Below are 26,218 nucleotides of genomic sequence, written 5' to 3' on the forward strand. Positions count from 1 at the left end.
CATGTATGGCCATAAACCGGATGAATTTTTCTCCATGTTATGATATGATGGGAAATACATCACAACAGAAAACAGGAGAATACAATGGAAGCACGAATTGAATACAGCCCAAAAGCAATTGTCCGTATCCGCAAAGGGCAGGGACGTTCCCTGAAGGCCGGAGGCGCATGGATTTACGACAATGAGATAGAGAGTATCAGTGGAGCATTTGAAAACGGCGACATGGTGACAGTGGAGGACTTTGACGGATATCCCCTTGGCACCGGCTTCATCAACACCCGGTCCAAGCTGACGGTCCGCATGATGTCCCGCAGGAAGGATACGGTCATTGACAGCGATTTTCTGGAAATGCGGGTACGCAATGCCTGGGATTACAGGAAGGCGGTGACCGACACCTCCAGCTGCCGCGTCATATTCGGAGAGGCCGATTTTTTGCCCGGTATTGTCATAGACAAATTTTCAGATGTGCTGGTGGTGGAATCCCTGGCCCTGGGAATCGACCGCTTGAAGCCGGTCATTGTGGACAAGCTCAGAAAGGTCATGGCAGAGGACGGAGTAAACATCCGGGGCGTATACGAGCGCAGCGACGCCAAGGTCCGGCTGCAGGAGGGAATGGAGCGCCATAAAGGATTCATCGGAGAAGCATTTGACACCAAAGTGGAAATCCAGGAAAATGGGGTCCGGTATATGGTGGATGTGGAGGATGGCCAGAAAACCGGCTTCTTCCTGGACCAGAAGTACAACAGGCTGGCAGTCCAGAATCTCTGCCGCCGCATCAAGCCGGAGCAGGTGCTGGACTGTTTCACCCACACCGGTTCCTTTGCCCTTAACGCCGGTCTGGCGGGGTCCGCTCATGTGCTGGGTGTAGACGCCTCGGAGCTGGCAGTAAACCAGGCCAGGGAAAATGCGGCCCTCAACGGTCTGACGAAGCAGGTTCAGTTTGAGTGTGCCGATGTCTTCGACCTTCTTCCCAGGCTGGAGCAGGAAGGCAATAAATACGACGTGGTTATCCTGGACCCGCCTGCATTTACGAAGTCCAGAAATTCCATTAAAAATGCAGTCAAGGGCTACCGCGAAATCAACCTGAGAGGCATGAAGCTGGTTAAGGACGGCGGCTATCTGGCCACCTGCTCCTGCTCCCACTTCATGGACCCGGAACTGTTTACCAAAACCATACGGGAGGCAGCCGGCAATGTACACAAGCGGCTCAGACAGGTGGAGTACAGGACCCAGGCAGCAGACCATCCCATTTTGTGGGCAGCGGATGAGTCCTATTATTTGAAATTTTATATTTTTCAGGTTTGCGATGAGAAGTAGGTTATAATATGAAAAATCCCTGAATACCGGTTTGATATGAAATATGAGTCATTTCCGGTGTTTCAGGGATTTTTCTTTTATTTTCCATGAACATAAGAACGAAAAAACGGATAAACTATAAGTGAGACAGTAAGATAAAAGACCCATTATTCCATGTTAACAGCTGTATCTTTATCAATGTACATTGATAGAAAGGACCTGACATGATTATACTTATCATATTCCTCATACTGACTGTTCTGTCCATACTGGTCTGCTGCTTTGTGGCAGGCTCAGCACCCTATGACAGGGAGGCTGACGATGAAGCACAGCTGGAATTTCTCCGCAAATACAGGGAGTCCAGAAAATAGGAAAAAAGAAAGCCGCAAATCCCCTGCTATGCACGGTATCTGCCATTCTTCCGCAAATGCCGCACATAGCACACGGTAAAGAATATGATTCCATAAACCGATGCCGCCGGCACAGCAAGACCAATATCAAAGAGACTGGCACCCTCTTTCAGACTGAACAGGTAGGACAGAGGAACCCTGATAAGGAAGGAAGCAGTGATGCCATGGAACATTATGGCCAGCGACATGCCATGGCCGTTAAAATAGCCGATGTAGCTGAATACCAGGCAGGTAAGGATGGCTTCAAAGCTGTAGCCCTTAGATATTCTACGAGAGTATGAAGAAAAGTCTGTAGATAAGATTCTTCTATGATAATAAAGGGTGAAAAGTCTCAAAATGGGCTTTTCGCCCTTGCTATATATATAACAGTTACAAAAAGGCATATCAACAGCAGGCGGTAAATCCGCCTGTTATTCGGTCATGTTCGATTACTCCGGAAGCCGTCCTTCGTACATGATACTTAATTCGCCATACACTTGAGCCCAGTGCCGGATGGCTGTGGTCTACTCACAACTTCCACATGAGACAAAAATACTAACAAAAATGCTACTGCTCTATATCCCTGAAGCGTAATAATTTTATTTTTTTGCAACTGTCATTAAACCAACTCTCCGTTGTTTATTAACTTAATCATGAATCTTATTTATCTTTCTATTTATTCAGTGAATAGAAATAATTCTGTCAACTATGTTAGTTGTAGATTTACCTTTGACAACTTTTATTAACTCTAATCTTCCACCCCTGGCTTCAACTATATCTCTTCCAACAACTTCATTTGGTTTATAATCATTTCCCTTTACCAAAACATCCGGTTGTATCACTTTAATCAATTCATATGGAGTATCTTCATCAAATAAAATAACATAATCTACATATTCTAATGCGCATAATATCTCCGCTCGCTCACGCTCAGTATTAATTGGACGATTATCACCTTTTAATCTTTTTACCGAACTATCACTATTTAATCCTACAATAAGCAAATCACCTAATTTAGATGCTTCCTGTAAATATCTAATGTGACCTACATGTAGAATATCGAAACATCCATTTGTAAAAACAATTTGCCTTTTTTCATGAATTTTTCTTATATCTTTTGCTTTTTTATAATCAACCAGCTTGTGAATCACCCCTTCTTTTTCATTCCTAACAACCTCGAGAACTTCATCCACATAAACGGCTGATGTACCTACTTTAGCCACCTGTAAACCAGCCGCATAATTAGCAATTTCAACGGCCCTTTTTAGGTCCATATTATTTGCAGCACATGCACATAAATAGGATATCGTTGTATCTCCCGCACCTGTCACATCAAATACTTCTTTGCCTACTGAATTTACTATAAAAACTTCTTTATCTCCCACCAATCTCATCCCCTTTGAGCCACAAGTTGCCAAGACAAATTGGCATGCTGAATTTCTCCTCAATTCCTGAGATGCAATAATTATTTCTTCTTCAGTTTCGACTGGAAGCCCAGTCAACACATGAAGTTCCTTTTGATTGGGTTTTAATAAATAGGCCCCTTTATATTTAGCAACATTAGAATCTTTTACATCTATAAAAACCTTAATTCCGACTTCTTTAGCAATCTTTATAACCCCCTGTGTAAAATCATATGTAAGTAATCCTTTCAAATAATCTGAAAAAACCACCAAATCGAACTGACCAATTTCATCTTTTAGCATAAGTAAAAATTTCTCACATTCCTCTGAGGTTATAGAAAAAGTATCCTCTTCATCCAGTCTCATTACTTGTTGATTATTACTGGCAATAAAACGAACTTTTGTAGTTGTATGGCGTTTTGTCCGAATAACAAATCGGGTATCTATAGATGCATCTTTTAGCTTTCGGATAATTTCTGCACCTACGCTGTCGTCACCAATTATTGTCATCATTGAAACTTGTTGATTGGCTGCAATTAAATTGGCTGCGACATTAGCAGCTCCCCCAAGTACATTTCTCTCAGATTTTTTCATGAAAATCGGCACTGGTGCCTCCGGTGATATTCTATTGACCTCGCCCTCATAGTAAACATCCATCATAACATCACCAATTACTAAAATACGCTTTGAATCAATCATTTTTTACCTCTTCTTCTAAAAAAACCTAACAAGATTTTTCTCAATTCATCTGACCCCAGTGTTATTGTATCCTGAAATGATAATTTCATCTCTTGGTGAGCCTTTCTTGTCCAAGACCAGGCATTATATACCCCCTGACTTATCAATTGAGACCCGATAAGTCCCCATACTCCCCAGTTAAAATAACCCATGCATATTATTGCTAACATAACACAGCCAATTGAAGACATCAGAAATGCTTTGACATATGGTATTCTGTTTGTACATGAAAAATATGATGTATAGCAATTTCTAAATTTTAAAATAAACTGGTATAACCCAATTCCTAACATTACGCTTATACTTACAACTGCTTCAGGGCGTATAAAACGAAGCAATGGTAAGCCAATCGTTACAGTAAAGAATAATCCTACTATGTTGAGAAATGTAAATGAAACAATTATCAAGGACATTGTTCTTTTTTCTTTCTCAGTATCATTGTTAATGCATACTGATTGCAGTACTGGCTGATTTGCAGTATACATAACAGCTGAAATTTGTGAAATGGCTGATGCGATTTGAACTGCTAATGAATATGCGCCGGTTTGAGTTAAAGGCATATATAATGAATTAATAATGGTACAAGATTGATTAGCTAAATAATTTGATAGAGAAACCAAACCTTCACGCCATGCATTGTGCCATACAACAAGAAAAATACTCTGTATCTCTTTTCTGGGTAAAAATACAGTTATTTTCTTCAGACCTTCTCCAATTCCTTTAAACCTGTAAAATCTAATTTTAGCCAATTGGCGAAATAATGTACCATAAACTAAATAGGCCACACTTATACCCACTAATCCATATCCCAGCCAAAGAAGAAAGATTGTCAATATTATTTGCGTAAGTCTTGATAAAACAGTAGCTTTATTAACGTCAGAGATAGCCCCAACTCCTCTTAAAAAGGAACCATAATAACCAAAGTACAGATTCAAAAAAATCGCAAGCGAATATATAAACCAAGAAATGACTGGTGTCTGTCCTTCTATAGAAAAAGATATATAGTCAATATATAGAGTTCCTATTGTTGATAACAGAATAAATGCAAGTGATGCAAGCATTAAAAATACAATTCTACATGCCTTCATCGTTTCTTTCATTAGGTAAAAATTTGGTTTTGAAGACTCGGAACAAATTATCCCATTTTTAATAAGCCTATCAGCCCCATTCCAACAATAATTTATATTTCGGGAAAATGTAGTTGAAAAGCCAAAATCAAATAATGTTGTGATTGCTGACAGACTTTGAAAAACTCCCCACAACCCAAAACTATTTCCATCTAAAAAATACATAACAAAAGGGGTCATAATTACATTTGCCAGCAAAGATAAAAAAACTCCTGCATAACTCCATAGATAATCTTTATTTGTAATATGTATATTCATAAATTATCTTTTAACCTTTTCTATATCTTCTTTTAAAAGCCATATCCACATATTTACAAAAATATGCGCAAAATAACATCGCCCATATAGAAGCTCCACTATGCCTAGTGAAAATTTCAACTACCACCATCAAATACACAACAAATATAGATAATGAAAGTATCCGGGATGATTCTAATTCTTTGTTTTCCATTAAACGTTTCGTAATCAGAAGGTTTATCAATACATATATAAATAACATTGTAATCCCACCAATAAAAGTTATCTCTAAAAGTTGATTGTGAGAATGAACAACTCCCCGCAGTCCATACATTATGGTTCTAGTACCATTATCTAATATCCCATTTCCATATATTATCTTTTCCTGAATATATTTTAAAGTCTTAGGCCAAATTATAACTCTATATGATAAGTTTCCGGACTTCCCTAACCACCCCAACACCGTCATCCCCAAGGTCGAATTAACCAACCATGCAGTCATAAATATAAACATTATATTTGCAAGCAAAACCACTAATAAATAATTTCTCATATTAAATACTTTTTCAAATTTAAACAAATTCAAAAGCAAAAAAAACAATAAAACAATTACGCCAACAAGAAGCATCATATTGTGGGATATTATCGTCTCGACACAACATGTTAAAACCAATAAAATCATTCTCACTTTCTGACTACGATATTTATAATTTATCCATTCGAAGCACATCACAGGTAAAATATAATACTGAAAGGAGCTTTTATATCCAAAAATCCAGGCTAAATATGAATTATTTGATTCTACATAGTACATACCTGTTGGGTAAAGAATCATACATATCAGATTAACATAAATCCAAAATTCCAAGATAAGTAAAAAGCTGTTAATGACTAAATCTATATCATTTTTAATAGAATCAATAATTAAACAAGTCATCACACATGGCATAAATGAAATATATGCCTGAACTAAATTTCCGTTATTAGCAATGGTTGTTACAAAAGCATCCATAACAAATAAGATAGTAACCAGAGCTAATTTTTCAATTTTCTTATGATTTGACTTAAGTAACCAAATCAAACCAATTATAATAAATACAACTGTTCGGAAATATAGATAAACCAAATTATAAAAAAAAGGGTGCAACGATAATAATCCTTCTGGTGATATTAAAGGAAAAATCAAAAACATCAAAATAATCTGTGTATATGTTATATTTATTTTAAATATTGCTTTAAATCTTTTAGTTTCCAGTTTCATTACATCAAATCCATCCTCCCTAATCATAATCGTGTTATGCTAATTATTTGGCATAGTGATTTCAGATAAAAAAACATCTATTTGTTCAATAATCTGTTCCACTCTGATTTCAGCTACACAGTCATAACTTTTATGATTTGTAAGGGTCATTTTGCAACTAGAATTTGGCATCAAATCAATAACTTTGCCACAATTCTCACATGGTAATTTAGTTTCACAAAATATTGGTACCGGGATATTTTTGTCGGCTATATCCAAAATATATGGATAAAATCTTTTATATTGCCATTTTCCAACTATACAAATCGCCTTTACACCTGTAGCCGCAGCTATATGAACCGAAGCGCTATCATTTCCTATGACAAATCTAGCTGAGGCAATAATATTCACCCATTCTTGATAGTTGGTTTTACCTGTCAAATTTATAGTTCTGCCTTCAGCATGAACTTTTCCGATTATATACTCTGTATCCTCTAAGTCAGATTTTGCTCCTACAAAAATGATGGTTAAATCAGTCATCTTTTCAATATAGTTAGCTAAAGCGACAAAACGGTCTTTGGCATATTTTTTGCCTGCTTCTGATGCGCCAACCGCAAAAACACAATAGAATTTTGCATATTTAAAGCAAGATTCTTTTTTTATAACAGGAATTCCAGTTTTATATTCACAATCTCCTAAAAATGACATTATTCTTTTGAATCTGCAAAATTCCATTTCCGTTTTATCTACAACTATAGTGTCGCTATATGCCAATCTTCTAAAAAGATTACTAATTCTTCTCCCTTTGATAATCATATCGTCTCTTACGGCCAGTTTATACTTACCATTAATACAGCCAACCAATTTATCACCTTTATGTTTTGGCAAAGGATTTAGAACATATTCATATTTTTTGTTCTTAAAATAATGCAGTACACGCATCATATCCAATAATTCTGTATTCTTTTTTTCGAAACATATATCCAGGACATTCAAATCATAAATTTCACAGCATTCCAAATAAAACTCTTTTACAAAAGACTTTGAAAAAAATAGGTCTACCGAGTACCCTTTCTCTTCATGCAAATATCTATTACATTCTTTTAAAAAATCCTGTACTAGAACTATGTCTCCAATAAGTCCATCAATAATAAGAAGAATACGTTTATTTTCTTCCTTTTTATGTAATAACATGCATAACATCTTTACATATACATATATGTTTGTTATAAATCTTCTAATAAAAATCATTCCTACCTACCCAGCAAATCTTTATGTCAACACATCAGACCATCAAAGATATATAAAACTCTTCCAACTTTTTTGCTTCAGTACAAATATCAAATCCAGCTTTTATTAATTGTTCTCCTGTGTTTCTTCTCTCTGGGATATTCTCAAGCTTAGAGAGTATTGTATCCGCCCACCCCTTTGCCCCAATACTTAATGGTATATATTCCAACAAATTCGTAACTTTAGCCTCTTTCGTCACACTGTCTGATACAAAAATTGGAAGTCCTGCTGCCTGAGCTTCTATTAAAACAAAGGCTAATCCCTCATATAGCGAAGGTAATAAAAAAATATCCATTGCCTGCATAAGGTCAGCAATATCATTTCTAACCCCCATAATCACAATATCGTTGTTCAATCCAAGATGTTTAACTTTCTCCTCTACTTCATGCCTCAGCTCACCATCTCCTACCAGCCACAGCATTGTATTTCCATTTTTTTTGTGGATTTCATTAAAAATATCAATCAAAAATAATGGATTTTTTTGATTAGTTAATCGCCCCACGGTACCAAAAATTATCTTATCATTGGTTCGTAATAATTTCCTCTTCATCGGATTATATATATATTTGTTAATGTCGATTGCATTATTAATAACCTTGAATTTAGGACCTTGAACTGCCTTTTCGCTGTATAGGTATTCTCCAGCTTGTGTCGAACAAGCTAATAACCAGTTATCTTTTTCCACTATATATTTTTGGCAAGGTATACGAACAGTTTTTTTTATTTGTTTTTTTATAAAAGAACTGTATTCTATTGGAGACTTAGTATTATGTGAATGACCTATACATATATTTTTTTTATGGCACATGCATGTAATACAAGTATTCACAAACAAATTACTTGAATTAATATGAATAATATGATATCTATTATCTTCAAAGTATCTGCGTAATTCTTTTATCAAACTGTAATACTCTTTAAAACCGTTATTATTTCGCTTCATCACATGTAACGTAGTAATCTTTGAATCCCTAAGCACTGAACTGCCCATTTTAGATGCCAGCGAATTTTCACCGCAATATAAAAAATCGAATCTCACCTTTTCATGATTCATATGTGAATAAAACGAATATAAAAAATTGGCAATTCCACTAAATGTTCCATCTCCTATTGTTATTTGAAGTACTCTAACTGGCCATTCCATAAATTATTTCTCACCTTTCATACGTTCCCATCACATCTATAACAGAATCATAAAGTGTATACCTGGGGTTCCACTTTGTATGATTCATGAACAGACTTGAATCCATTCCTGACCAAAGCTCAATATTTTGTTTTTCAAGTTTTATTTCTGGAACACCATAGCCTAACTGTATAGCGGCGCTTGCTATAATATTCGCAACCTCAATTAAATTATATGTTTTTCTATTCCACCCTAAATTATAAACTCTATCCCACCCCTCCTTACTAAATAGTAATGTAACGATTCCAGCAGCAGCATCTCTAGCGTCAATAAAAGAAAAAATTTGTTCTCCACCTCTTAAATAAATTGTTCCATTTAAAGCCTGATTACACAATGCTTTAATAAAACTGCTGCTTTGTGCTACTTTATCCAATCTAACATTAGTATAATCCTTTACTTTCGAATCAAAAAAACACTTATTAAAAATAATTTCTGTCGCATATTTGGCCATTGTATAATGGTTGTCTGGCGCTGGACCCATACCTTCATATCGTATTTCCTTAACTGAACCATATATTCCTTGAGTTGAAACGTTTATAACACGTTTTACATTCATGCATAACAATCGGTCAAATATCTTTAAGCTGTAGTCAATACTCGCTGCAATTTCTTTTTCAGGTCTCAGCCTCCGTGAAAATGCAAGATGTATACACCCATATATTTCAGAAACAATACTACTATTTGAAAGGAAATCCTCATTTGACAAAAAAGTAATCCTTTCCTTTCCAGCTATTTCTTCTTGTTCCAACACAGCCTTCAATCTATCCTCTGATGATGCAATAGCTAAAATATCATAGTCTGTTGTTTTTATTAATATTTTGATTATTTTCGCCCCCAACATTCCATTAGCGCCCGTCAATAATATCTTTTTCATTTAAAACATTACACTCCTCCATTTCTTAAAAATTTGAAATATTGTTATGTATCCGTATTCTGCATCTTTACAAACAATAGTCCAGTTTATGAAGAACTTCCTGTGTATCATGAGGTGTTAAAATTATGTTGTTCCCATCTAAATCATAAATTTTATATAATTCATTCACCTTATCAATTCTTTCAATCAATTCCTCTTTTGTATCAGCATATAAATGTATTCTGGTAGTATCTTGTACTAAAGTACCTGCCGAATCTTCTGGAATTGTATCGCCAACTCTATTTCGTCTCGCAATATGAATTAACCAAGGATAGCTCTCCAATGCTTCAATCCCCCCAAAGCCACCTATAGTAGCTCCCGGCTGTCCTAAAACATTAAGTGTCGCATACCATCGCTTAAATCTAGGGTTGAAGTGTGTTTTCTTTCCCATACTACCTGTTAAAGCAAATTCCATCAATCTTTCAAATGTATTGAAATCATTCTCATACTCAAGAATTTGATATGTCTTACATCCATTTAGTCTTATTCCCGCCTCATAGCAAAAAAGTTCATCTCCGTTTATAATCGCCTGTATAAACAAGGACCCATTTTTTATACCTATTTCTTTTAACATATTGAGAATTATATTGTTATATTTTTGCAAAAATAGTGGTGTATAGCGTGAAGGATAAATATATAAATCCGGTGCCTTAGTGGCACTTTTTTGTGTAGTGTTAAAATATCTATCATGAATAGCCGCTAATTGTATATCTCCATTCTGGGCTATATATGTCAAATTAATTTCATCATAAGGAAGGTACTGTTCAACAATAACATCCCCTGATTTTGACAATCTTTTTGCCTTTTGGAAACCCTTTTCTAATTCCACTGCAGAATAGCAAGGCGTAACGCCTACAGAACTTGAGCCGTCCACAGGCTTAATAATTACAGGATAGTCTATATCTGATTCTCGAATATCCTTTATACTAGTAATAAAATATTCCTTTGGAACAGGAACACCATATTTTATACACATTTGCTTAAAATATTTTTTATTTGTACTCATCCGAAGCTGATTAACTGTAAATGGTACTGGTTTCTGAAGTTTATCACCAATTCTGCTGACAACCGGTCCCAATCGCTCATTGAACGCAGATATAATTCCATCATATCCTTCATTTATAAAAAGCTTAACTATTGCGTCTTCATCGACTGCACTAACATCATGTACATAATCCGCCAGCCCTTTTACATACGTATTTTTATTATAATCTGCCACCCCTACCTTCACCCTATTACGATGCGCCAAATGAATCAAATCAGCTGTAGTATTTATACCACCTAATAATAATATTTTCTTATCGCATAAACTAACATCCAACATTGTTTTCGACCGCCCTTCCACGATTATCCTTGCCATTTTTTTGACAGCTTATCAATCTAACTGATATATCTCATACCGCTTTGCATAGTGCTTACCATAAGTAATCTTTCCAAAGTCACAAATCTTACTGTCCGCTATCATCAATGCATTTAATACAAGATTACAACCTGCCATACATGTAAACCCACAACCAGCAGAAAACCTTGGATTTATTTCAATAATTTTATAACCCATATTTGTCAAAAAAAATTCAGCATTAACAACGCCATGTAAATTTAGACTTAACATTAAATCGTTACATATAGATTTGAGTATTTCATCATTTACTATTTCCACCGCAATACCACATCCGTTACCATTTCGTAGAAGCTCCTTTCGCTGGACCTGCTCTTTTTGTCCTGTTGCTGAATTTCTGATGAGGTCTACTGTAAAAATAGTTCCTTCAGTATACTTCTGAATCACATAAGCGTTAGGCTTATATCCAGTACCTGTAATAAACTCTTCTGCCATCCTTTTTGAATCAAATCTTCTACAATCATTACTAGCTCTTCCTTCAACAGGCTTAATATAGATTGGAAACTCCTCTTCGGGAATATTTTCTAATCTATCAAATGTTTTAATATACAATTCCGGAAACTCTTTATGTATGTAAGATACAAATCTATCCTTATAATGACAGCATTCCACCAGGTCATAATTTGGAATGCACAAACGCACTCCTATCTCATAAAATAAATCTCTGTGATTTGATAGGTTAACAACCTCTTCATCTATTGTTGGGAAATAAAAATTCACCTTTTTCTTTTTACAGAAATCTAGAACAAAACATACAAAACCTTTAAAATTTTCTATCGCAGAAGGAAAACTATAAAATTCATTTACATCTTTTGCAGTTGCAACCTCATTTCGTGGAAAAATATCAGCTCCTATAATGTAGTATTCATTCGTCTCTTTCAACTTTGAAATAATTGTTGTTGATGCCATTGTCCCTATTGCCGTAACGAGAACAACTGATTTCATACAATGTCTCCATTCACTAAACTATTTTCAATGCTGCGGGCATAACGCTCTTTGTATTTATTCATACTAATGGCAAAACCATCTTTATCATAACCAATAAAATAACTCACACCTTGTCCTTTGGCTTGACCTTCTCGCTTCTTCAAATCGAAAACCATCTTTACCAGCAGACAACACATTTTAATATCTGTCATGAAGCTCACATTTTCGATATACCATATATCGTTTTCATAAGTGTGATGGTATTTACATAAATCATCGTCAGTAACCTTAATAACACGTGGACATTCCAAACCAGGCCTCAATGCTGTCCTTTGTTTGTGTCTATCCGTCATTCTTTCATATATAAAAACAGGTGATGGTCTTGGACCTATAATTGACATATCGCCTTTTAACACGCTCCAAAAGTTAAGAAGCTCATCCAAAGAATATTTTCTCATTATACGTCCAAACTTTGTCACCCGCTGAGATGGTGGAAGCAACCTTCCATTCTCATCTTTTTTTTCATTCATATTTCTAAACTTAACCATGATAAATTGTTTTCCATGTCTGCCAATGCGTGTCTGTTTATAAAAAATAGGATGTCCCACATCAAAAAATGTACAGAGAGCAAAGACAACATTAAGCGGCAACAAAATAATTACTAATGGCAAAGAAATCAAAATATCTAGAATTCTTTTAATATATCGAGTATACAAAGTATCTTTAGGACATACAGGTCGTGCTATCTCATTAGCATGAGAGAGATTCTCTTTACGAAGATGTTCCACAATACACTCTTCTTCAAATGAAAACAAATTTTTGTTTCCAACTATCGTTTCATCGGATATCATTTTACAACCCTTTCTTACCAGTCATTATTTCGATATACTGTTTGAAATCTCTAATATATTCAGTTTGGTCATAATGCTCACTACATAATACCAGTAAAACCGAATCTTCACTGAAATCATACATTTCCTTCCAAAGCATATTGGGAAGATATAAGCCTATATAGGGTCTGTTAAGATAATGGACTATTTCATTACCCTTACCATCCATAATCCTAACTTTACTGGTTCCTGCCACGTTTATTAGAACAAATTCTGTTTTTAGATTTGCATGCTGACCTCGTACAACATCGTCTGACGAACCATAGATAAAGAAGATTCTTTTGATATCGAAAGGAACATCATAATTTCCCTCAGCAATAACCATGTTCCCTCTAAGGTCACCTTTTTTCGTAAATTCAAGCATTTTCACCTGACTTAAGATTGTTTCTTTCTCCATTCTCAAAATGCCCCCTTAACCAATTTTTAACTATGAGAATCTATTTATCACCTCTATAACTGTCTGAATTTCATTATCAGTCATTCCATTATATAGAGGTAAACTTAAAACTTCCTTTGCATATCGTTCTGTTATCGGATAATCCCCCTCTTTAAACCCCAAGTATCTATAACATTCTTGCATATGCGGTGGTATTGGATAGTGAATGATTGCGCCTATTCCTTGTGACGCGAGTAAACATCTTAATTCGTCTCTTTTTTCACAATGAATTACATATTGATGATAAACATGTGTTGCACCAGTTCTTACTTCAGGTTTTTTAATCAATGCATTCGTTATTCCTTCATTGTACTTCTTAGCTATATTCTTACGTTCTGTAGTTAACTCTTCTAAGTGTGAGAGTTTTATGCGTAACAAACCAGCTTGTATCTCGTCTAGTCGAGAATTGTAACCTATGTATTTATTGTAATAGCGTTTCTCGCTTCCGTAATTCCGAAGAATTCTAACCTCATCAGCCAAATCAGCATCATTCGTAATTATCGCTCCTCCATCTCCAAACGCCCCCAAATTCTTTGATGGATAAAATGAAAAACATCCAAAATCGCCAAATGTACCTGTTTGTCTCTCTTCCCACATCGCACCATGTGACTGTGCACAATCTTCAACCACCCTCAAATTATATTTTTTAGCCACTTTCATTATAGAAGTCATATTGCTTGCCTGCCCATATAAATGCACTACAAGAATAGCTTTGGTTCTATCTGTAATTGCAGATTCCAGCCTTGAGGCATCAATTAAGTCGTATTCATCCGGTTCAATAAATACTGGTGTTGCACCGTTCATGGTAATTCCCATAATGCTTGCGATATATGTATTTCCCTGGACTAATACTTCATCTTCCGGACCAATCTTTAAAGCCCTAAAAGCAATCTGTAACGCATCAAGACCGCTCGCCAAACCTCTACAGTATCTAGCATTAGCATAAGCAGCAAATTCATTTTCGAATGCTTCTACCTGTTTTCCTAGTACATACCAGCCAGATTGAAGTACCTCAATTGCCTTCGCCTCATATTCTTCCCTATACTTTTCATACCCTCTATCAAGTCGTTGCTGTGGAATATTCATACTAATTCTCCCTTTTCTTTGGTCGTTTTAAAACACATGAAATAAGCATTCTATTTTGGGCTTAAAATATTTTTCTGCCATCTGTACAAAATTGAAGATTTGTTGGACTTCCTCCAATTCACTACGCACAGCAGAAACTTGTAAGTTATCTTTATTTATTATTTTTCTCCATGCATCTTTCTGTAAAGACCGGGGGCGCGGCCTTCGCCATCTATTACCCCCGGCCAGCATTTAGTTAATGCTGCTACTTATACACCACCGATAACGTCCCAGACCCCGGAACACTTACAGCCACCGTCTTAGTAACCGGGTCCACCTTGACAGCCGGAATCAACTGCCACTGCCCTGTCGCATTGTTATAGAACAATAACTGTACGTTACTGATATTTGCAACCAGATTTGGCACATACAGGGAAACCTCTACAGGACCTGTCTTAACAGCGCCTGTAGCAGCATCCTTTGTAATGATTGCGTGTGTTCCTGTCAAGGCATTAAAGCCCGTCAGGTCCACGCCCTGTACAACCTCATTTAACGGCTTTCCTGCATTGATATCATTAATAGCTGATACCACATCTGAAGGAAGACCTGCGGTTGCTGCCTCACTGTCTGCAAATGCAACAGCAGTATCGCCGATAACAGCCTCTCCCTTGGAATTGGTTGTTACCTGCTGTCCTGTGGTTGTTACTGTGTCTACTGCAACGCCAATTGTGCTGCCGGTTGGGCTTGCACTGGTTGTTGCACCTGTAGTCTTGACGCCAGTAGCTGACACAGTTACTGTGGTGTTGGACTTTGAGCTTGTAGTGCTCTTGTTGCTGCTGGACGAGCCGATGGAACCACTGCCATCGCTTCCGCTGGATGAACTTATGGAACCATTGCTGGACGCACTGCCTGCCGCGAACGCCCATACAGGCTGTGAAGCCAAAGCAACTGCCAGCACTAAAGCTGCTATGCATTTCTTTTTCATATCCTTCACCTCTCCTTTCTCTCCTAAGAGTAGTTATATTCAATAAACAGCATGGTTTCATGCTGGATATTGCATGTTTACACACACTGGCTGCCAGATGCCGCCCATTTTCCTTCCGAACACCGGATACTGCGGCGTTTCATCCCCGCTTACCCAATCTCCCGGTAAAATAATTCCAGCAGTATGGGTATCAGTGCTTCCCGGTCCGCATAAAATTCATCAAACCGAAGGGTTACCACACCTTCCCCGGGAACCGTGTAGAAATCCTCATCCCCCAGTTTTCCCCCCGCCACTGCGTCCATGGCAACTTTCAGATACTGGTCCTTAGTCATATTAGTGACCATGTATTCCTGAATCCTATCAAACAGCCTTACCACCAGGCCGCTGTCCTGAGCCGAATGCTTCTGGACAGCCTGGAAAAACCCTTTTATATACTGTTGCTGCTGGTCCATACGATACAATGCTGAGTGTTCCACATTCGTATCCCGGTAGCGGACAAACACTTCCGCCTGCTTCCCTTTCAGTGTTACAGTTTCCCCCTTTGCCAGAGCTGGGTCCCGTGTTTCCATTCCACCTGTCTCAATGGTTACGGTGACTCCCCCTATTTCATCATTCAGCACAGGGATGACACTGGTATCAGCTGCCATATACCATTCTATCTCTAATCCTCCCATTAATTCTGATACTGCGTCCACCATATATTGACAGCTTTTCTCTCTCCCATCACCATAAGCATAAGCCAGCGTCAGGTGCTGCACATCTTTCCCCAGCTCATTTCCCCTCAAATCAGTAAGCATAATATCAGTCATTGTATCCCGGGGTATCATCAATATCTTTATGGTATTCCTCGCCGTATCCTGGGCTATAAGAAATAACCCGTCCGCCTGTCCGCCAAATCCCGTGGTGGTCTTCTCGGTCATCTCTCCCGACCGGTCCACGCCAATACACAGGATGGCCTTCACATAGCTGTTGCGTCTGTACTGTTTTCCGTCATATTCAACCACGTCCCTGTCAAAGAGACATTCGTCCCATTGCCCGCTGACCTGCCTGTTGTCCTGACTGTTATCCTGACCATTTTCCTGACTGCTTCCCTGACCATTTCCCAGGTCTGCATAATTCCTGGCTGCAATCTCCGCTTCAAGGATTTTCCTGTTCCGGTACAGATTCATCCCCGTCCATATGAAACAAGTCAGTGAAATTGCTGCTGCCCCCACAGCAGCCCTGCACAGTGCCCGCTTATGGTTTCGAAACCAACTCATACCTCTGCCTTCTCGTACCTGTCATATTTACCGTAATGACCGTATTTGGAATATTTCCCGTATTTGCCATAGCGCCCATAGTATTTGCTGTAATATCCGTTGCGTTCCATGCTCACCTTGTTAAGCACAACCCCAAGAATTCGGCATCCGCTTTTTTCCAGCTGCCCCTTAACCCTCTGCTCCAGACGGTAGCTTATGGACCCGCTCTCAACTACCATCACCGCTCCGTCACATTGGCGGGCCACGATTGCCCCATCTATCAGGTTGGCCATAGGAGGCGTGTCAATGATGACATAGTCATACAGCTCCCGCAGCTTGCATATCATATCTCCAAATAAGCTTTCTTCCAAAAGTTCCGCCGGATTGGGCGAATAGGGTCCTGCAAATATAATGCTGAGATTTTCTATATTTGTATCATAAAGAACATGCTCCAGAGACCGCTGTCCGCTTAAGTACTGTGACAGACCGGCCACCTCCCGTTCCAGCTGATAACGGGAAACCAGAACGGATTTGCGGATGTCAGCATCTATCATCACTACTCTCTTTCCAATCTGGGACAGAGAGGATGCCAGGGCAAATGTGATATCACTTTTTCCTTCATCAGGAAGAGAGCTGGTCAGCATAATTGTCTTGATGCCGTTTCCGCAGAACTGTATATTGGTCCTCAATGTCTTGATGGCTTCATTATAGTGATAGTCATCCTTCATCTCCCTGTTTAATGCAACAAACTGTCTCATGACACATGGCCTCCCCTTTTCTTCTTTCTGGATTTCCCTACTGTCGGCTTATTCCTTGATTTAGAGGAAATCATGGCCTCCTTATCCTCAGGCTTTTCCCCCTCCCGTTCCGGTACAGATGCCAGGACAGATAACCCAAGGTACTTTGTAACATCTTCCTCAGTGCGGATTGTATCATTCATAACCACATTCACAGTGATAACGCCGCATACAAGTACGGCTCCCAGCAGACCGCCAATCAAAGCATTCTTTACGTTGCTGGGACTTGATTTGAGTATGGGAACCTCACCCTCTTCAATCAGTTTAGGAGGCACCATCTCCATAATATCCCCAATATAATCAGAGGATGTGGTTGCAATCTTGTCTGCGATTAGCTTTGCCATGGCTGGGTCCGGGTCCTCCACAGAGATGGAAAGGATTCGTGTGTCCTGAGGATTGTCAATGGTGACTTTTTCTACTAAATCTTTATATGTAAGGTCCAGTTCCATATCTTCAATGACCTGGCCCAGAACCCTTCTGCTTGTCACGATGATTTTATAATCCTTGGTCAGCTGGCTTCCTATCTGAAGGTCAGCCAGTGATGTCAGCGTGGTTTCTTTTGAGAGAATATAAACCATTGCAGTGGACTTATACTGCGGGGTAAGTACAAATGCGCTGAATGCGCCTGCCACTCCTCCAAACAATATAATGGTTCCCAATATAAACCATATCTTGCGCCGGAACTCCCCCAGCAATTCCAAGAGGTCTATCTCAATCTCGTTGTCATCATACGTCTTTTCCATGCGTCTTCCTGTTCTCCTGTTTTCTTAATCATGTTATCTTACCGTGCTATCTTTTCAGTATTCGTACTATCTTTTTAGTATTATTTTCTTCGCATTCCCCCGCAGCAGGCTGTGGAGCCTGCGCCCCTCCAGATGTCTGACCAACCAGCGAAAGCTCTCCTCAATATCCGGCTTTCTATAGTCCATACGGTGCATATCAGTTCCCAGGCAAAAAATTCTGCCCTCCATAACCTGTCTCCTGCACCAGCGGACCTCTTTATCCCATATACCCTTTCCATTCAGACTGCTAAAATTCATCTGCAGCCTGCAGTCGCATTGTGCCAATTCCGACAGGTTGGCCCCTTCTCTCAGACATTCATAACGTTCCACATGGGCTATAATTGGTATATATCTGGCCATGGTCAGTTTCCTTATTGCCTGGTACATCTTCTCATAGGGCACCTGGGGGTCAAATTCCACCAGCACATATTGGCTTTCCTCTAAAGTAAGGGCCTTCCCTGTCCTGAGATGGTCCACCAATCCTTCGTGATAATAGGTCTCCTGTCCCAGGCCCGTCATGAAATCCGGCGCGATTTTCTGTGCTTCCTCCTTCAGACGTTCCGACAGTTCATACAGATTGGAAGGTAAACCGCGCCTGGAGTAGTGAGGTGTGGCTAATATGTACCGGATTCCCTGCCTGTAGGATTCTTCCAGCATCCTCCTGCTCTCATCCCAATCCCTGGAACCGTCATCAATTCCCGGAAGGATATGTGCATGCATATCAATGATTCCCGTCATATCATCACCCCATTATATTTCCGGTACAGGTTTTTCAGATAGGGCATCATGTCCTCAGCCCATATATATTCAGGCATATAGCTTCCGGAAAACAGTGTGATATACTCCGGATTTCCCTTGATGAATTCATAAAAATCACAGGCAAACTGCTCTGTATCCACCGCATAGCTGCCTCGTTTTTTTATCAGTATTTTCTCAATTCCATATTCCATCAGACTCATTCGAAGACGATAATATACAACCCTTAAATTGTTTTTCGCCGTGCTCTCTTTAATGTTTTCATACAGCAGATACGTCATCTGGGATAAGGAAACACTGCTTCCACGTTTTTCGACCATGATTGCAAGCATCTCTTTTGCTTTGCTGCTGGGAAAATAAACCATTTTACCGTTTACATAAACATCAAATCCGTCAAAGGTCTTTATAAATATAGTTGCATTCTCCGTTTCTGCCATCAGCGTTATTTCTCCCGTTATTTCAAGCCGCATACCACTGTTCTTTGTAAGGATATACCACTCAATTGCTTTCAAATTCGTTACAAAACCGTTTCAATATGTAATAAAATGGGATTTTTGTCATTTTATGTATAATTTTCATATATTTTAGCAATCTATAAATTGCATAAAACTAACGCCAGTCTCATGACGTTACCAGACATGCAGGCAGAATTATATGAATCATTTAATAACAAAGGATATATAACATGAACAGGAAACCAGGAATAAAATTCAAAAAACCACATAATCCAAATTATGTGGTTTATCTTAGATGTGTTTAAACCTCAATATGCTTTTCCTTAATTTGTTCCATTCTTGACAGAATCAATCTCCATGCCATCTCCATACATCAGTCTCTCCCCATGTACACAGTCACCCCATACACTGAAATCTAAGTTTCATGTGTTGAATCATCATATCATTATTACCAATTCCTGCCAATCTGAGGGGGGACACAAACCCCGGAAGAATGCATTTATACCGTCATATCATGAAACTGGTCATATGATTTCATTTAATACAACAAAAAAGAGGCATCCATTACGGAACACCTCTTTCTGAATACTGGTCAACCACTCTTATTTAAATTTATCCCCCGATTCCCCTTCATCAAAATAATCCCTTATCAAATTCGACAGCGTAACCTCTGCCCAGCTATACTCCGGCATATACTCCCCAACAAAAAAGTTAGACGCCCCCTTGACCTGCCGGACCATATCGTAGCTGTCGCAGACCACTGCTTCCTTATTAACGGCATAGGTTCCCCTGCCCTTTACAACGATTTTCTCAATCCCATATTTCTTCAGGGTCTGCTTCAGTCTATGCCACGCTAAATGGACCGCCTGCTTGGCTGCAGTCTCATCCCGTTCTCCTTCATTTAAAATTTCAGCCAGGTGAGATAATGTTACTTCCTTACCGCTCCAGTCCACAAGTACTGCGAGAAGTTCTTTGGCTTTGCTGCTGGAAAAGTATATCAGCTCACCTTTATAATACAAATCAAACCCACCAAAGGTTTTTACATATACCTTATCCGACGTTATATCAAACATGACTCATGCTCACCTATCATCCCATATTCAAAGAGAATCACCTTCTCTTTGTCTCCTCCGCAACCATCAGGGCCTACCTATATGTTAACATAAATGTCATTGCAAGACCAGTTGTATACATACTAAAATGCAAATAATGCCCCTCCTATTTTACCTAAAATACGTAAATTTTCAACTGGTTTATTTTATTTACTTTTTTAATCCGTTCTTCCAAGGTTTGTAACCCGCCATAGTAAAAAGAAAGGCCCCGTTCAATCCCCGGAGCCTCTCTTTTCACTATGGTCTTTGGTATCTTATCCTAAAACCCTTATATATCCAGGTGCTGACCGCAGCTTCCTCAGGGCTGCCGCCTTCACCACACCTGCGTTTTAATGCCTTCTTTGCGTTCCGGATACATCCCCCCTTATTTCCCCACTACCTTATACGTCTCCTCCACAATCCGTTCCATGGCGTTAAGGATGTTTTCATATCCCGTGCACCTGCACAGATGTCCGGATATGAGCTTGCGCAGTTCATCGCGGTTATACCGCTTTCCGGTACCTACAATCTCCACCGCTGTCATGATTAATCCCGGCGTACAGAAGCCGCACTGTACGGCTGCTTCCTCGATAAATGCCTTCTGGATGGGACTCAGTTCGCCGTTTGGCCCCTTTAACCCTTCCACGGTCATGATACTGCGGCCTTCCGCCCACATGGTCAGGTAGATGCAGCTGTCTATGGCCTCTCCGTCCACCAGCACCGTGCAGGCGCCGCACTCTCCTACTTCACAGCCCTTTTTCACGCTGGTCAGCCCCAGACGGTTCCGCAGGGTTTCCAGTAGGGATTCTCTTGGGTCCACTGCCAACTCCACTTCTTTTCCATTAACAGTCATATGCACAATATTAAGCATCCCACTCACCTCCTGCATTGATTACGGCCTGCCTTACGGCACGTCTGCCCAGCTCTTCCACCAGCTGAAGCCGGAACTCCTTGGAAGCCCTCCAGCTGGAACGAGGATTTACTTCCTCCAGAGCACCCTTTCCCACAGCCTGGGCCAGGGCCTCCCCTGTCTCCATTCCCTTTACAGCCTCCTCTGTCTTATGACAGCGGATTGGGGTGGGCGCAGCCACGCCGTATCCCAGACGGATATCCTGGATGTGTTTCTTATCCTCTGACAGCTTCACGCTGACAGCGCATCCCAGGGTGGCAATCTCCATGGCGTTCCTCTTGCCATATTTAATGTAATGTCCGCCGTAGCCCTGGTAGTTCTCTTTCTTTATCCGGATGGCCGTCAGAACTTCGTCATGGTTCCTCACAGTCCTTCCCGGTCCTGTGTACCACTGGCTGATGGGCACCTCCCTGACGCCGTCCGGCCCCTTAAGGACCAAAACCGCGTCCAGACAGCACAGGCTGCTGGCACTGTCGGCGCTGGTCACGCCATTGCACACATTGCCGCCAATGGTCCCGATATTGCGCAGCTGGGGACCGCCTGCCATATCCACTGCATCTCCCAGCATGGGAATGTGCTTCTGTATGATGCTGTTATTGGTTATATGGGAAAATGTGGTGGCCGGGCCAATGACAATGGTTCCGTCCTCCTCCATTCTTATGCCTTCCAGTTCCTTAATTCCGTGAATGCTTACCAGGGAACAGCCTGCCAGCTTTCCTTCCCTGATTTTTATCAGCACATCGCTGCCTCCGGAGATGACCACTGCCTCAGGGTCTTCCACTAGGGCGCGCACCGCATCTTCCACATCTGCTGCCTGATAAAATTTTTCTATATCATACATGCTGTTTCACCGCCCTTTCTATATTAATCCTGCTTCTTTGAAATGCTTCACCATCTTCTGCGGGTCCATGGGCAGACTGTCCACTGCCACGCCTGTGGCGTTCAGCACAGCGTTGCGCACAGCCGGCGCAACTGGTATGGCCGGCGGCTCGCCAAGCGCCTTGTTTCCAAAGGGACCTGTGGGGTCGTCTAACTCTACAAAAAGCGCGTTTAAATCCGGCGTATCCATAGCTGTCGGAAGCTTATAGTCCAGCAGGTTATCGTTTAAGGGTCTTCCCTTTGCATCAAAGAGCAGTTCCTCGCTGAGGCCGTATCCCAGACCCATGCTCATGCCGCCGTGTACCTGGGCGGCTGCCAGCTTGGGGTTAATCAGTTTTCCGCTGTCGTGTACATTGACTATGTTGGTCACCTTCACCTTGCCCAAAGGCATATCCACTTCCACCTCCGCGAAGCAGACTCCGGTGGCAAATGTATTGATTTTGCAATGGCTGGTGGCCTCTGCCGTAATATGTACAGAGCGGTCCAGGCTGTAAAATGCCGTGGTGGCCAGCTCCTCCATGGGAAGCAGCTGCTTTCCGGTCTCCTTATCCACAATGTGGTTATCCTCCACATCCAGAGTATCCTGGGGCATCTTCAGCATATATGCAGCGTAATCCAGTATCTTTTCCTTAAATATAGCGCCTGTTTTTTTCACTGCCATGCCGCTGACATAGGTCTGTCTGGAAGCATAAGCGCCGGTGTCAAAGGGACTTACGTCCGTATCCTGGGTGGACAGAATATTTACCTTGTCCTCCGTAATGCCCGTTACCTCCGCTGCCATCTGGGTGAACACGGTATCAGCGCCCTGGCCGATTTCCGTTGCGCCCATCTGCAGCTGCATGGAGCCGTCCTGGTTCAATATCATGCGGCAGGCCGCTGTTTCCAGGGATATGGGATATACGCCTGTCTTATAACAAAAAATTGCCATTCCGATTCCCTTGCGCACAGTTCCTGTCTGGTTCTCATATTCCTTCCGTTTCTCATCCCAATGGATGAATTCCCGTCCCTTTTCCATGCATTCTGCCAGTCCGTATGTATTGCATTTCACATGGGTGTGAGGGTCTTCGTAACCCGGCCTCATACAGTTCTTCTTTCTGAATTCCAGAGGGTCCATGCCGAGGGCCAGAGCCAGGTCGTCTGCCATGCATTCTGCCGCGAACGCAGCCTGGGGGATTCCATATCCCCTCATGGCGCCTCCTGTGGCCAGGTTGGTGTACACGGTCCAGGCATCGGATTCCAGCACCTTTTCATCCTTGTAAATCTGCTTGAATTCATTGGATGAGTTGGCTACAATGGCATGGGCATGGGATGCATACCCGCCCTGGTTGGAATATGCCTCCAGTTTCCTGGCGACCAGGGTGCCGTCCTTCCTGGCAGCTGCCTTTACCTTGAATTCAATGGCGTGGCGCACTCTGGTGCAGCCCAGGGTTTCTTCCCTGGATATCTCCATCCTTACGCCCCGTCCTCCCACCTGGGTGGTAAGGAATGCATTTAAGGGCTCGTAGAGCACATCCTGCTTGTTGCCGAAGCCTCCGCCGATATAGGGCTTAATGACACGGATACGGCCCATGGGAAGTCCCAGCGCCTGGCTGATAACACGCCGCACAATATGGGGTATCTGGGTAGAGGTTGTGACAATAATTCTTCCCTTTTCCATATAGGCAAATGAAATGGGCGTCTCTATATGGCAGTGCTGTACGCTCTGGGTCCGGTAGTCCTTCTCTATCTCCACCAGCTCCTCCGCCTTCACTGCTTCCCCATAGGTCCCCTGGCCCACCACAAAGGAGGAATGGGCAATGACATTTCCCGGCTTTTCATCGTGAAGCTGTGCAGCCCCCTCTGCCATGGCATCCTCCACAGTCAGCAGGGGGGCGTATTCCTCATACTCCACCTTCACCAGCCTGGCTGCCCTGGCTGCCGCGATTTCATCCTCTGCTATGACAGCGGCAATATCATCGCCGTAAACCCGCACCCTTGTATTGAGCAGTTTCCTGTCCGCAATATCCTGATGGGCCGTTTCCACGGACCATGGATGGCCGGGGGTGGGGAACTGGATATCCGGTACATCGAAGCAGGTGACTATCTTCACTACCCCCGGCACCTTCTGTGCTTCTTCCAAATCAAAGCTTTTTACCACGCCGTTGGCGATGGTGCTGCGTATAACCTTTGCCACCAGAAGTCCCTGGGGCTCTAAATCGGCTGTATACCTGGCACTGCCTGTGACCTTATCAAATGCGTCAACGCGGGTCATGTTTTTACCAATTCCCATGGTGTGCTCTACCTCCTTATCTTGAATGCGCAAACGCCTGTATACCAGGCGTCTGCATTATATATGTGACACGTTTTAAATTAATACATATTTAAGAACAAACAGTACTGCCAGAATGTACATCAGAAGGCTGATTTTCTTCTCCTTTGCATGGCCTGTTGCCACATTGATAACCACGTAGGAGATAACGCCCATTGCGATACCTTCGGAAATGCTGTACATGAAAGGCATGGCGATGATAGCGATGTAGCTTGGGATTGCCTCTGTAAAGTCGTTGAAGTCAATCTTCAGGATGGAGCTAATCATCAGGAAACCTACGATAATCAGAGCCGGAGCCGTTGCAAAGGACGGAATGGCTAAGAAAATCGGTGACAGGAACAGGGACAGTCCGAAGAAAATAGCTGCCACTACGGCTGTAAGGCCTGTTCTTCCGCCTTCAGCAACGCCGGAAGCGCTCTCAACGAATGTGGTGGTGGTAGAGGTACCGAATACAGCGCCCAGGGAGGTACCGACGGCATCAGACAGAAGAGCGCCTCTGATATTAGGAAGCTTTCCGTCCTTATCCAGCATATTGGCCTTGGATGCAACGCCAATCAGTGTTCCCAGGGTATCGAACATATCCACAAACAGGAATGCAAACATGATGGTTACGAAGTTTAAGGACAGGATGCCGCTGAAATCCATCTTAAAGAAGGTGGGAGCCATGCTCTGGATACCGAAACCGCTGGAGAAATCAGGCAGTACGCTGAACATTCCCAGCTCTGCATTTGGCTGGTACAGCCCGGTCACTTCGCAGATAATACCCAAAATCCATGTGATGAGAATACCCCAGAGGATGTTTCCCTTTACGTTCTTAACAACCAGGATACCGGTGATAAGGACACCAACCAGGGCCAGCAATACAGTGATTCCAACCGAGTTAAATGTTCCTGCTTCCAGAGAGCCTTTGAATGAAAATACAGATACAAGAGTGGCGCTCTCCACCACGATTTTAGCGTTCTGCAAACCGATGAATGCAATGAAAAGTCCGATACCTGCGGATACTGCATGTTTCAGATTCATGGGAATGGCGTTGAAAATGGCTTCACGCACATTGGTAAGGGACAGTGCAATGAAGATAAGACCTTCCACGAATACGGCTGCCAGAGCCATCTGCCAGGTATAACCCATCTGGAGTACTACGGTGTAAGCAAAGTAAGCATTCAGTCCCATGCCGGGCGCCAGCACAAAGGGATAATTGGCAAATGCGGCCATCAGCAGGGTGGCAACCAGGGATGCAAGGGCGGTGGCTGTAAAGACAGCACCTCTGTCCATTCCCGTGGCGCTCAGGATGTTCGGGTTCACTGCAAGGATATAGGCCATTGTCATGAATGTAGTAATACCGGCAATGATTTCTGTCTTGACATCTGTGTGATTTTCCGATAGGTGAAATACTTTTTCCAGGAATCCCTGATTTGATTTGTTCTCCATACTTCATACCTCCTTGAATTCTTACCTATAGTTTTCCGCTGTTTCTATTTAAA

Annotated in this window: 25 protein-coding genes; 2 read left to right on the forward strand and 23 right to left on the reverse strand. The window is 41.2% G+C overall.

Going from position 1 to position 26,218, the window contains the following annotated elements:
• Positions 1 to 84 precede the first annotated feature (84 nt).
• Positions 85 to 1,317, forward strand: a complete 1,233-nt coding sequence (locus tag FGS84_RS21970) for a class I SAM-dependent rRNA methyltransferase (protein ID WP_138310455.1) — start codon at positions 85 to 87, stop codon at positions 1,315 to 1,317.
• Positions 1,318 to 1,520: 203 nt separating this feature from the next.
• Positions 1,521 to 1,667, forward strand: coding sequence for a hypothetical protein (locus FGS84_RS31015; protein WP_171042694.1), 147 nt, complete (start codon positions 1,521 to 1,523; stop codon positions 1,665 to 1,667).
• 26 nt (positions 1,668 to 1,693) lie between these two features.
• Here FGS84_RS31015 and FGS84_RS21975 read toward each other — a convergent pair whose 3' ends face one another.
• The 23 genes from FGS84_RS21975 to FGS84_RS22085 all read right to left on the reverse strand — a co-directional run bounded on the left by FGS84_RS21975 (position 1,694) and on the right by FGS84_RS22085 (position 26,165).
• Positions 1,694 to 2,041, reverse strand: a complete 348-nt coding sequence (locus FGS84_RS21975) for a hypothetical protein (protein ID WP_243130039.1) — start codon at positions 2,039 to 2,041, stop codon at positions 1,694 to 1,696.
• Positions 2,042 to 2,365: 324 nt separating this feature from the next.
• Positions 2,366 to 3,787 (reverse strand): D-glycero-beta-D-manno-heptose 1-phosphate adenylyltransferase, encoded by a 1,422-nt coding sequence (rfaE2, locus tag FGS84_RS21980; protein ID WP_138310456.1) that lies wholly within the window; start codon positions 3,785 to 3,787, stop codon positions 2,366 to 2,368.
• Complete coding sequence (gene wzx, locus FGS84_RS21985; protein ID WP_138310457.1) at positions 3,784 to 5,211, reverse strand: O-unit flippase-like protein; 1,428 nt, start codon at positions 5,209 to 5,211, stop codon at positions 3,784 to 3,786. Before wzx ends, rfaE2 begins: the two co-directional genes overlap by 4 nt.
• A 10-nt stretch (positions 5,212 to 5,221) precedes the next feature.
• On the reverse strand, positions 5,222 to 6,451 hold the full coding sequence (locus FGS84_RS21990; RefSeq protein WP_138310458.1) for an O-antigen ligase family protein: 1,230 nt from the start codon (positions 6,449 to 6,451) through the stop codon (positions 5,222 to 5,224).
• Positions 6,452 to 6,490: 39 nt separating this feature from the next.
• Positions 6,491 to 7,624, reverse strand: a complete 1,134-nt coding sequence (locus FGS84_RS21995) for a glycosyltransferase family 9 protein (protein ID WP_171042695.1) — start codon at positions 7,622 to 7,624, stop codon at positions 6,491 to 6,493.
• Between the two features lie 91 nt (positions 7,625 to 7,715).
• Positions 7,716 to 8,864, reverse strand: a complete 1,149-nt coding sequence (locus FGS84_RS22000) for a glycosyltransferase (RefSeq protein ID WP_138310460.1) — start codon at positions 8,862 to 8,864, stop codon at positions 7,716 to 7,718.
• A gap of 10 nt (positions 8,865 to 8,874) precedes the next feature.
• Positions 8,875 to 9,777, reverse strand: coding sequence for an NAD(P)-dependent oxidoreductase (locus tag FGS84_RS22005; protein ID WP_138310461.1), 903 nt, complete (start codon positions 9,775 to 9,777; stop codon positions 8,875 to 8,877).
• A 67-nt stretch (positions 9,778 to 9,844) separates the two neighbouring features.
• Entirely contained in the window at positions 9,845 to 11,140 is a 1,296-nt protein-coding gene (locus FGS84_RS22010; RefSeq protein ID WP_171042696.1) for an ATP-grasp domain-containing protein, read from the reverse strand.
• A 51-nt stretch (positions 11,141 to 11,191) separates the two neighbouring features.
• Positions 11,192 to 12,160 carry an ATP-grasp domain-containing protein gene (locus FGS84_RS22015; protein WP_138310463.1) on the reverse strand — a complete coding sequence of 323 codons (969 nt, stop codon included), beginning with the start codon at positions 12,158 to 12,160 and terminating at the stop codon, positions 11,192 to 11,194.
• Positions 12,157 to 12,993 carry a sugar transferase gene (locus tag FGS84_RS22020; RefSeq protein ID WP_138310464.1) on the reverse strand — a complete coding sequence of 279 codons (837 nt, stop codon included), beginning with the start codon at positions 12,991 to 12,993 and terminating at the stop codon, positions 12,157 to 12,159. The genes FGS84_RS22015 and FGS84_RS22020 overlap by 4 nt, the downstream gene beginning before the upstream one ends.
• A 1-nt stretch (position 12,994) precedes the next feature.
• Positions 12,995 to 13,429 carry an FdtA/QdtA family cupin domain-containing protein gene (locus FGS84_RS22025; RefSeq protein WP_138310465.1) on the reverse strand — a complete coding sequence of 145 codons (435 nt, stop codon included), beginning with the start codon at positions 13,427 to 13,429 and terminating at the stop codon, positions 12,995 to 12,997.
• 30 nt (positions 13,430 to 13,459) lie between these two features.
• Entirely contained in the window at positions 13,460 to 14,554 is a 1,095-nt protein-coding gene (locus FGS84_RS22030) for a DegT/DnrJ/EryC1/StrS family aminotransferase (RefSeq protein ID WP_138310466.1), read from the reverse strand.
• Positions 14,555 to 14,798: 244 nt separating this feature from the next.
• Positions 14,799 to 15,518, reverse strand: coding sequence for a hypothetical protein (locus FGS84_RS22035; RefSeq protein WP_138310467.1), 720 nt, complete (start codon positions 15,516 to 15,518; stop codon positions 14,799 to 14,801).
• Positions 15,519 to 15,667: 149 nt separating this feature from the next.
• A complete protein-coding gene (locus FGS84_RS22040) occupies positions 15,668 to 16,777 on the reverse strand; it encodes an LCP family protein (RefSeq protein WP_138310468.1) in 1,110 nt (369 codons plus the stop codon).
• Positions 16,774 to 17,514, reverse strand: a complete 741-nt coding sequence (locus FGS84_RS22045) for a CpsD/CapB family tyrosine-protein kinase (RefSeq protein ID WP_138310469.1) — start codon at positions 17,512 to 17,514, stop codon at positions 16,774 to 16,776. The genes FGS84_RS22040 and FGS84_RS22045 overlap by 4 nt, the downstream gene beginning before the upstream one ends.
• Positions 17,511 to 18,296 carry a Wzz/FepE/Etk N-terminal domain-containing protein gene (locus tag FGS84_RS22050; RefSeq protein WP_138310470.1) on the reverse strand — a complete coding sequence of 262 codons (786 nt, stop codon included), beginning with the start codon at positions 18,294 to 18,296 and terminating at the stop codon, positions 17,511 to 17,513. The genes FGS84_RS22045 and FGS84_RS22050 overlap by 4 nt, the downstream gene beginning before the upstream one ends.
• Positions 18,297 to 18,362: 66 nt before the next feature.
• Positions 18,363 to 19,073 (reverse strand): CpsB/CapC family capsule biosynthesis tyrosine phosphatase, encoded by a 711-nt coding sequence (locus tag FGS84_RS22055; protein ID WP_138310471.1) that lies wholly within the window; start codon positions 19,071 to 19,073, stop codon positions 18,363 to 18,365.
• Positions 19,070 to 19,528: a hypothetical protein gene (locus FGS84_RS22060; protein WP_138310472.1), complete on the reverse strand. Its 459-nt coding sequence runs from the start codon at positions 19,526 to 19,528 to the stop codon at positions 19,070 to 19,072. The genes FGS84_RS22055 and FGS84_RS22060 overlap by 4 nt, the downstream gene beginning before the upstream one ends.
• A gap of 620 nt (positions 19,529 to 20,148) precedes the next feature.
• Positions 20,149 to 20,619, reverse strand: coding sequence for a hypothetical protein (locus tag FGS84_RS22065; RefSeq protein ID WP_138310473.1), 471 nt, complete (start codon positions 20,617 to 20,619; stop codon positions 20,149 to 20,151).
• 403 nt (positions 20,620 to 21,022) lie between these two features.
• On the reverse strand, positions 21,023 to 21,508 hold the full coding sequence (gene xdhC, locus FGS84_RS22070; protein ID WP_022203183.1) for a xanthine dehydrogenase subunit XdhC: 486 nt from the start codon (positions 21,506 to 21,508) through the stop codon (positions 21,023 to 21,025).
• The gene (gene xdhB, locus FGS84_RS22075; protein WP_138310474.1) at positions 21,501 to 22,388 is read right to left on the reverse strand and encodes a xanthine dehydrogenase subunit XdhB; all 888 of its coding nucleotides are present in this window, start codon (positions 22,386 to 22,388) and stop codon (positions 21,501 to 21,503) included. Before xdhB ends, xdhC begins: the two co-directional genes overlap by 8 nt.
• An 18-nt stretch (positions 22,389 to 22,406) precedes the next feature.
• Positions 22,407 to 24,695, reverse strand: a complete 2,289-nt coding sequence (gene xdhA / locus FGS84_RS22080; protein WP_138310475.1) for a xanthine dehydrogenase subunit XdhA — start codon at positions 24,693 to 24,695, stop codon at positions 22,407 to 22,409.
• A 75-nt stretch (positions 24,696 to 24,770) separates the two neighbouring features.
• A complete protein-coding gene (locus tag FGS84_RS22085) occupies positions 24,771 to 26,165 on the reverse strand; it encodes an NCS2 family permease (protein WP_138310476.1) in 1,395 nt (464 codons plus the stop codon).
• Positions 26,166 to 26,218: the final 53 nt, after the last annotated feature.

Source organism: Clostridium sp. 1001271st1 H5, from assembly GCF_005845215.1.
Classification (GTDB): Bacteria; Bacillota; Clostridia; order Lachnospirales; family Lachnospiraceae; genus Enterocloster.

Excerpts from the sequence above, each read along its gene's own strand:
- FGS84_RS21970 (WP_138310455.1), top strand. The coding sequence starts at position 85 with ATGGAAGCACGAATTGAATACAGCCCAAAAGCAATTGTCCGTATCCGC.
- FGS84_RS31015 (WP_171042694.1), top strand. The coding sequence starts at position 1,521 with ATGATTATACTTATCATATTCCTCATACTGACTGTTCTGTCCATACTG.
- rfaE2 (WP_138310456.1), bottom strand. The coding sequence starts at position 3,787 with ATGATTGATTCAAAGCGTATTTTAGTAATTGGTGATGTTATGATGGAT.
- wzx (WP_138310457.1), bottom strand. The coding sequence starts at position 5,211 with ATGAATATACATATTACAAATAAAGATTATCTATGGAGTTATGCAGGA.
- FGS84_RS21990 (WP_138310458.1), bottom strand. The coding sequence starts at position 6,451 with ATGAAACTGGAAACTAAAAGATTTAAAGCAATATTTAAAATAAATATA.
- FGS84_RS21995 (WP_171042695.1), bottom strand. The coding sequence starts at position 7,624 with ATGTTATTACATAAAAAGGAAGAAAATAAACGTATTCTTCTTATTATT.
- FGS84_RS22000 (WP_138310460.1), bottom strand. The coding sequence starts at position 8,864 with ATGGAATGGCCAGTTAGAGTACTTCAAATAACAATAGGAGATGGAACA.
- FGS84_RS22005 (WP_138310461.1), bottom strand. The coding sequence starts at position 9,777 with ATGAAAAAGATATTATTGACGGGCGCTAATGGAATGTTGGGGGCGAAA.
- FGS84_RS22010 (WP_171042696.1), bottom strand. The coding sequence starts at position 11,140 with ATGTTGGATGTTAGTTTATGCGATAAGAAAATATTATTATTAGGTGGT.
- FGS84_RS22015 (WP_138310463.1), bottom strand. The coding sequence starts at position 12,160 with ATGAAATCAGTTGTTCTCGTTACGGCAATAGGGACAATGGCATCAACA.
- FGS84_RS22020 (WP_138310464.1), bottom strand. The coding sequence starts at position 12,993 with ATGATATCCGATGAAACGATAGTTGGAAACAAAAATTTGTTTTCATTT.
- FGS84_RS22025 (WP_138310465.1), bottom strand. The coding sequence starts at position 13,429 with ATGGAGAAAGAAACAATCTTAAGTCAGGTGAAAATGCTTGAATTTACG.
- FGS84_RS22030 (WP_138310466.1), bottom strand. The coding sequence starts at position 14,554 with ATGAATATTCCACAGCAACGACTTGATAGAGGGTATGAAAAGTATAGG.
- FGS84_RS22035 (WP_138310467.1), bottom strand. The coding sequence starts at position 15,518 with ATGAAAAAGAAATGCATAGCAGCTTTAGTGCTGGCAGTTGCTTTGGCT.
- FGS84_RS22040 (WP_138310468.1), bottom strand. The coding sequence starts at position 16,777 with ATGAGTTGGTTTCGAAACCATAAGCGGGCACTGTGCAGGGCTGCTGTG.
- FGS84_RS22045 (WP_138310469.1), bottom strand. The coding sequence starts at position 17,514 with ATGAGACAGTTTGTTGCATTAAACAGGGAGATGAAGGATGACTATCAC.
- FGS84_RS22050 (WP_138310470.1), bottom strand. The coding sequence starts at position 18,296 with ATGGAAAAGACGTATGATGACAACGAGATTGAGATAGACCTCTTGGAA.
- FGS84_RS22055 (WP_138310471.1), bottom strand. The coding sequence starts at position 19,073 with ATGACGGGAATCATTGATATGCATGCACATATCCTTCCGGGAATTGAT.
- FGS84_RS22060 (WP_138310472.1), bottom strand. The coding sequence starts at position 19,528 with ATGGCAGAAACGGAGAATGCAACTATATTTATAAAGACCTTTGACGGA.
- FGS84_RS22065 (WP_138310473.1), bottom strand. The coding sequence starts at position 20,619 with ATGTTTGATATAACGTCGGATAAGGTATATGTAAAAACCTTTGGTGGG.
- xdhC (WP_022203183.1), bottom strand. The coding sequence starts at position 21,508 with ATGCTTAATATTGTGCATATGACTGTTAATGGAAAAGAAGTGGAGTTG.
- xdhB (WP_138310474.1), bottom strand. The coding sequence starts at position 22,388 with ATGTATGATATAGAAAAATTTTATCAGGCAGCAGATGTGGAAGATGCG.
- xdhA (WP_138310475.1), bottom strand. The coding sequence starts at position 24,695 with ATGGGAATTGGTAAAAACATGACCCGCGTTGACGCATTTGATAAGGTC.
- FGS84_RS22085 (WP_138310476.1), bottom strand. The coding sequence starts at position 26,165 with ATGGAGAACAAATCAAATCAGGGATTCCTGGAAAAAGTATTTCACCTA.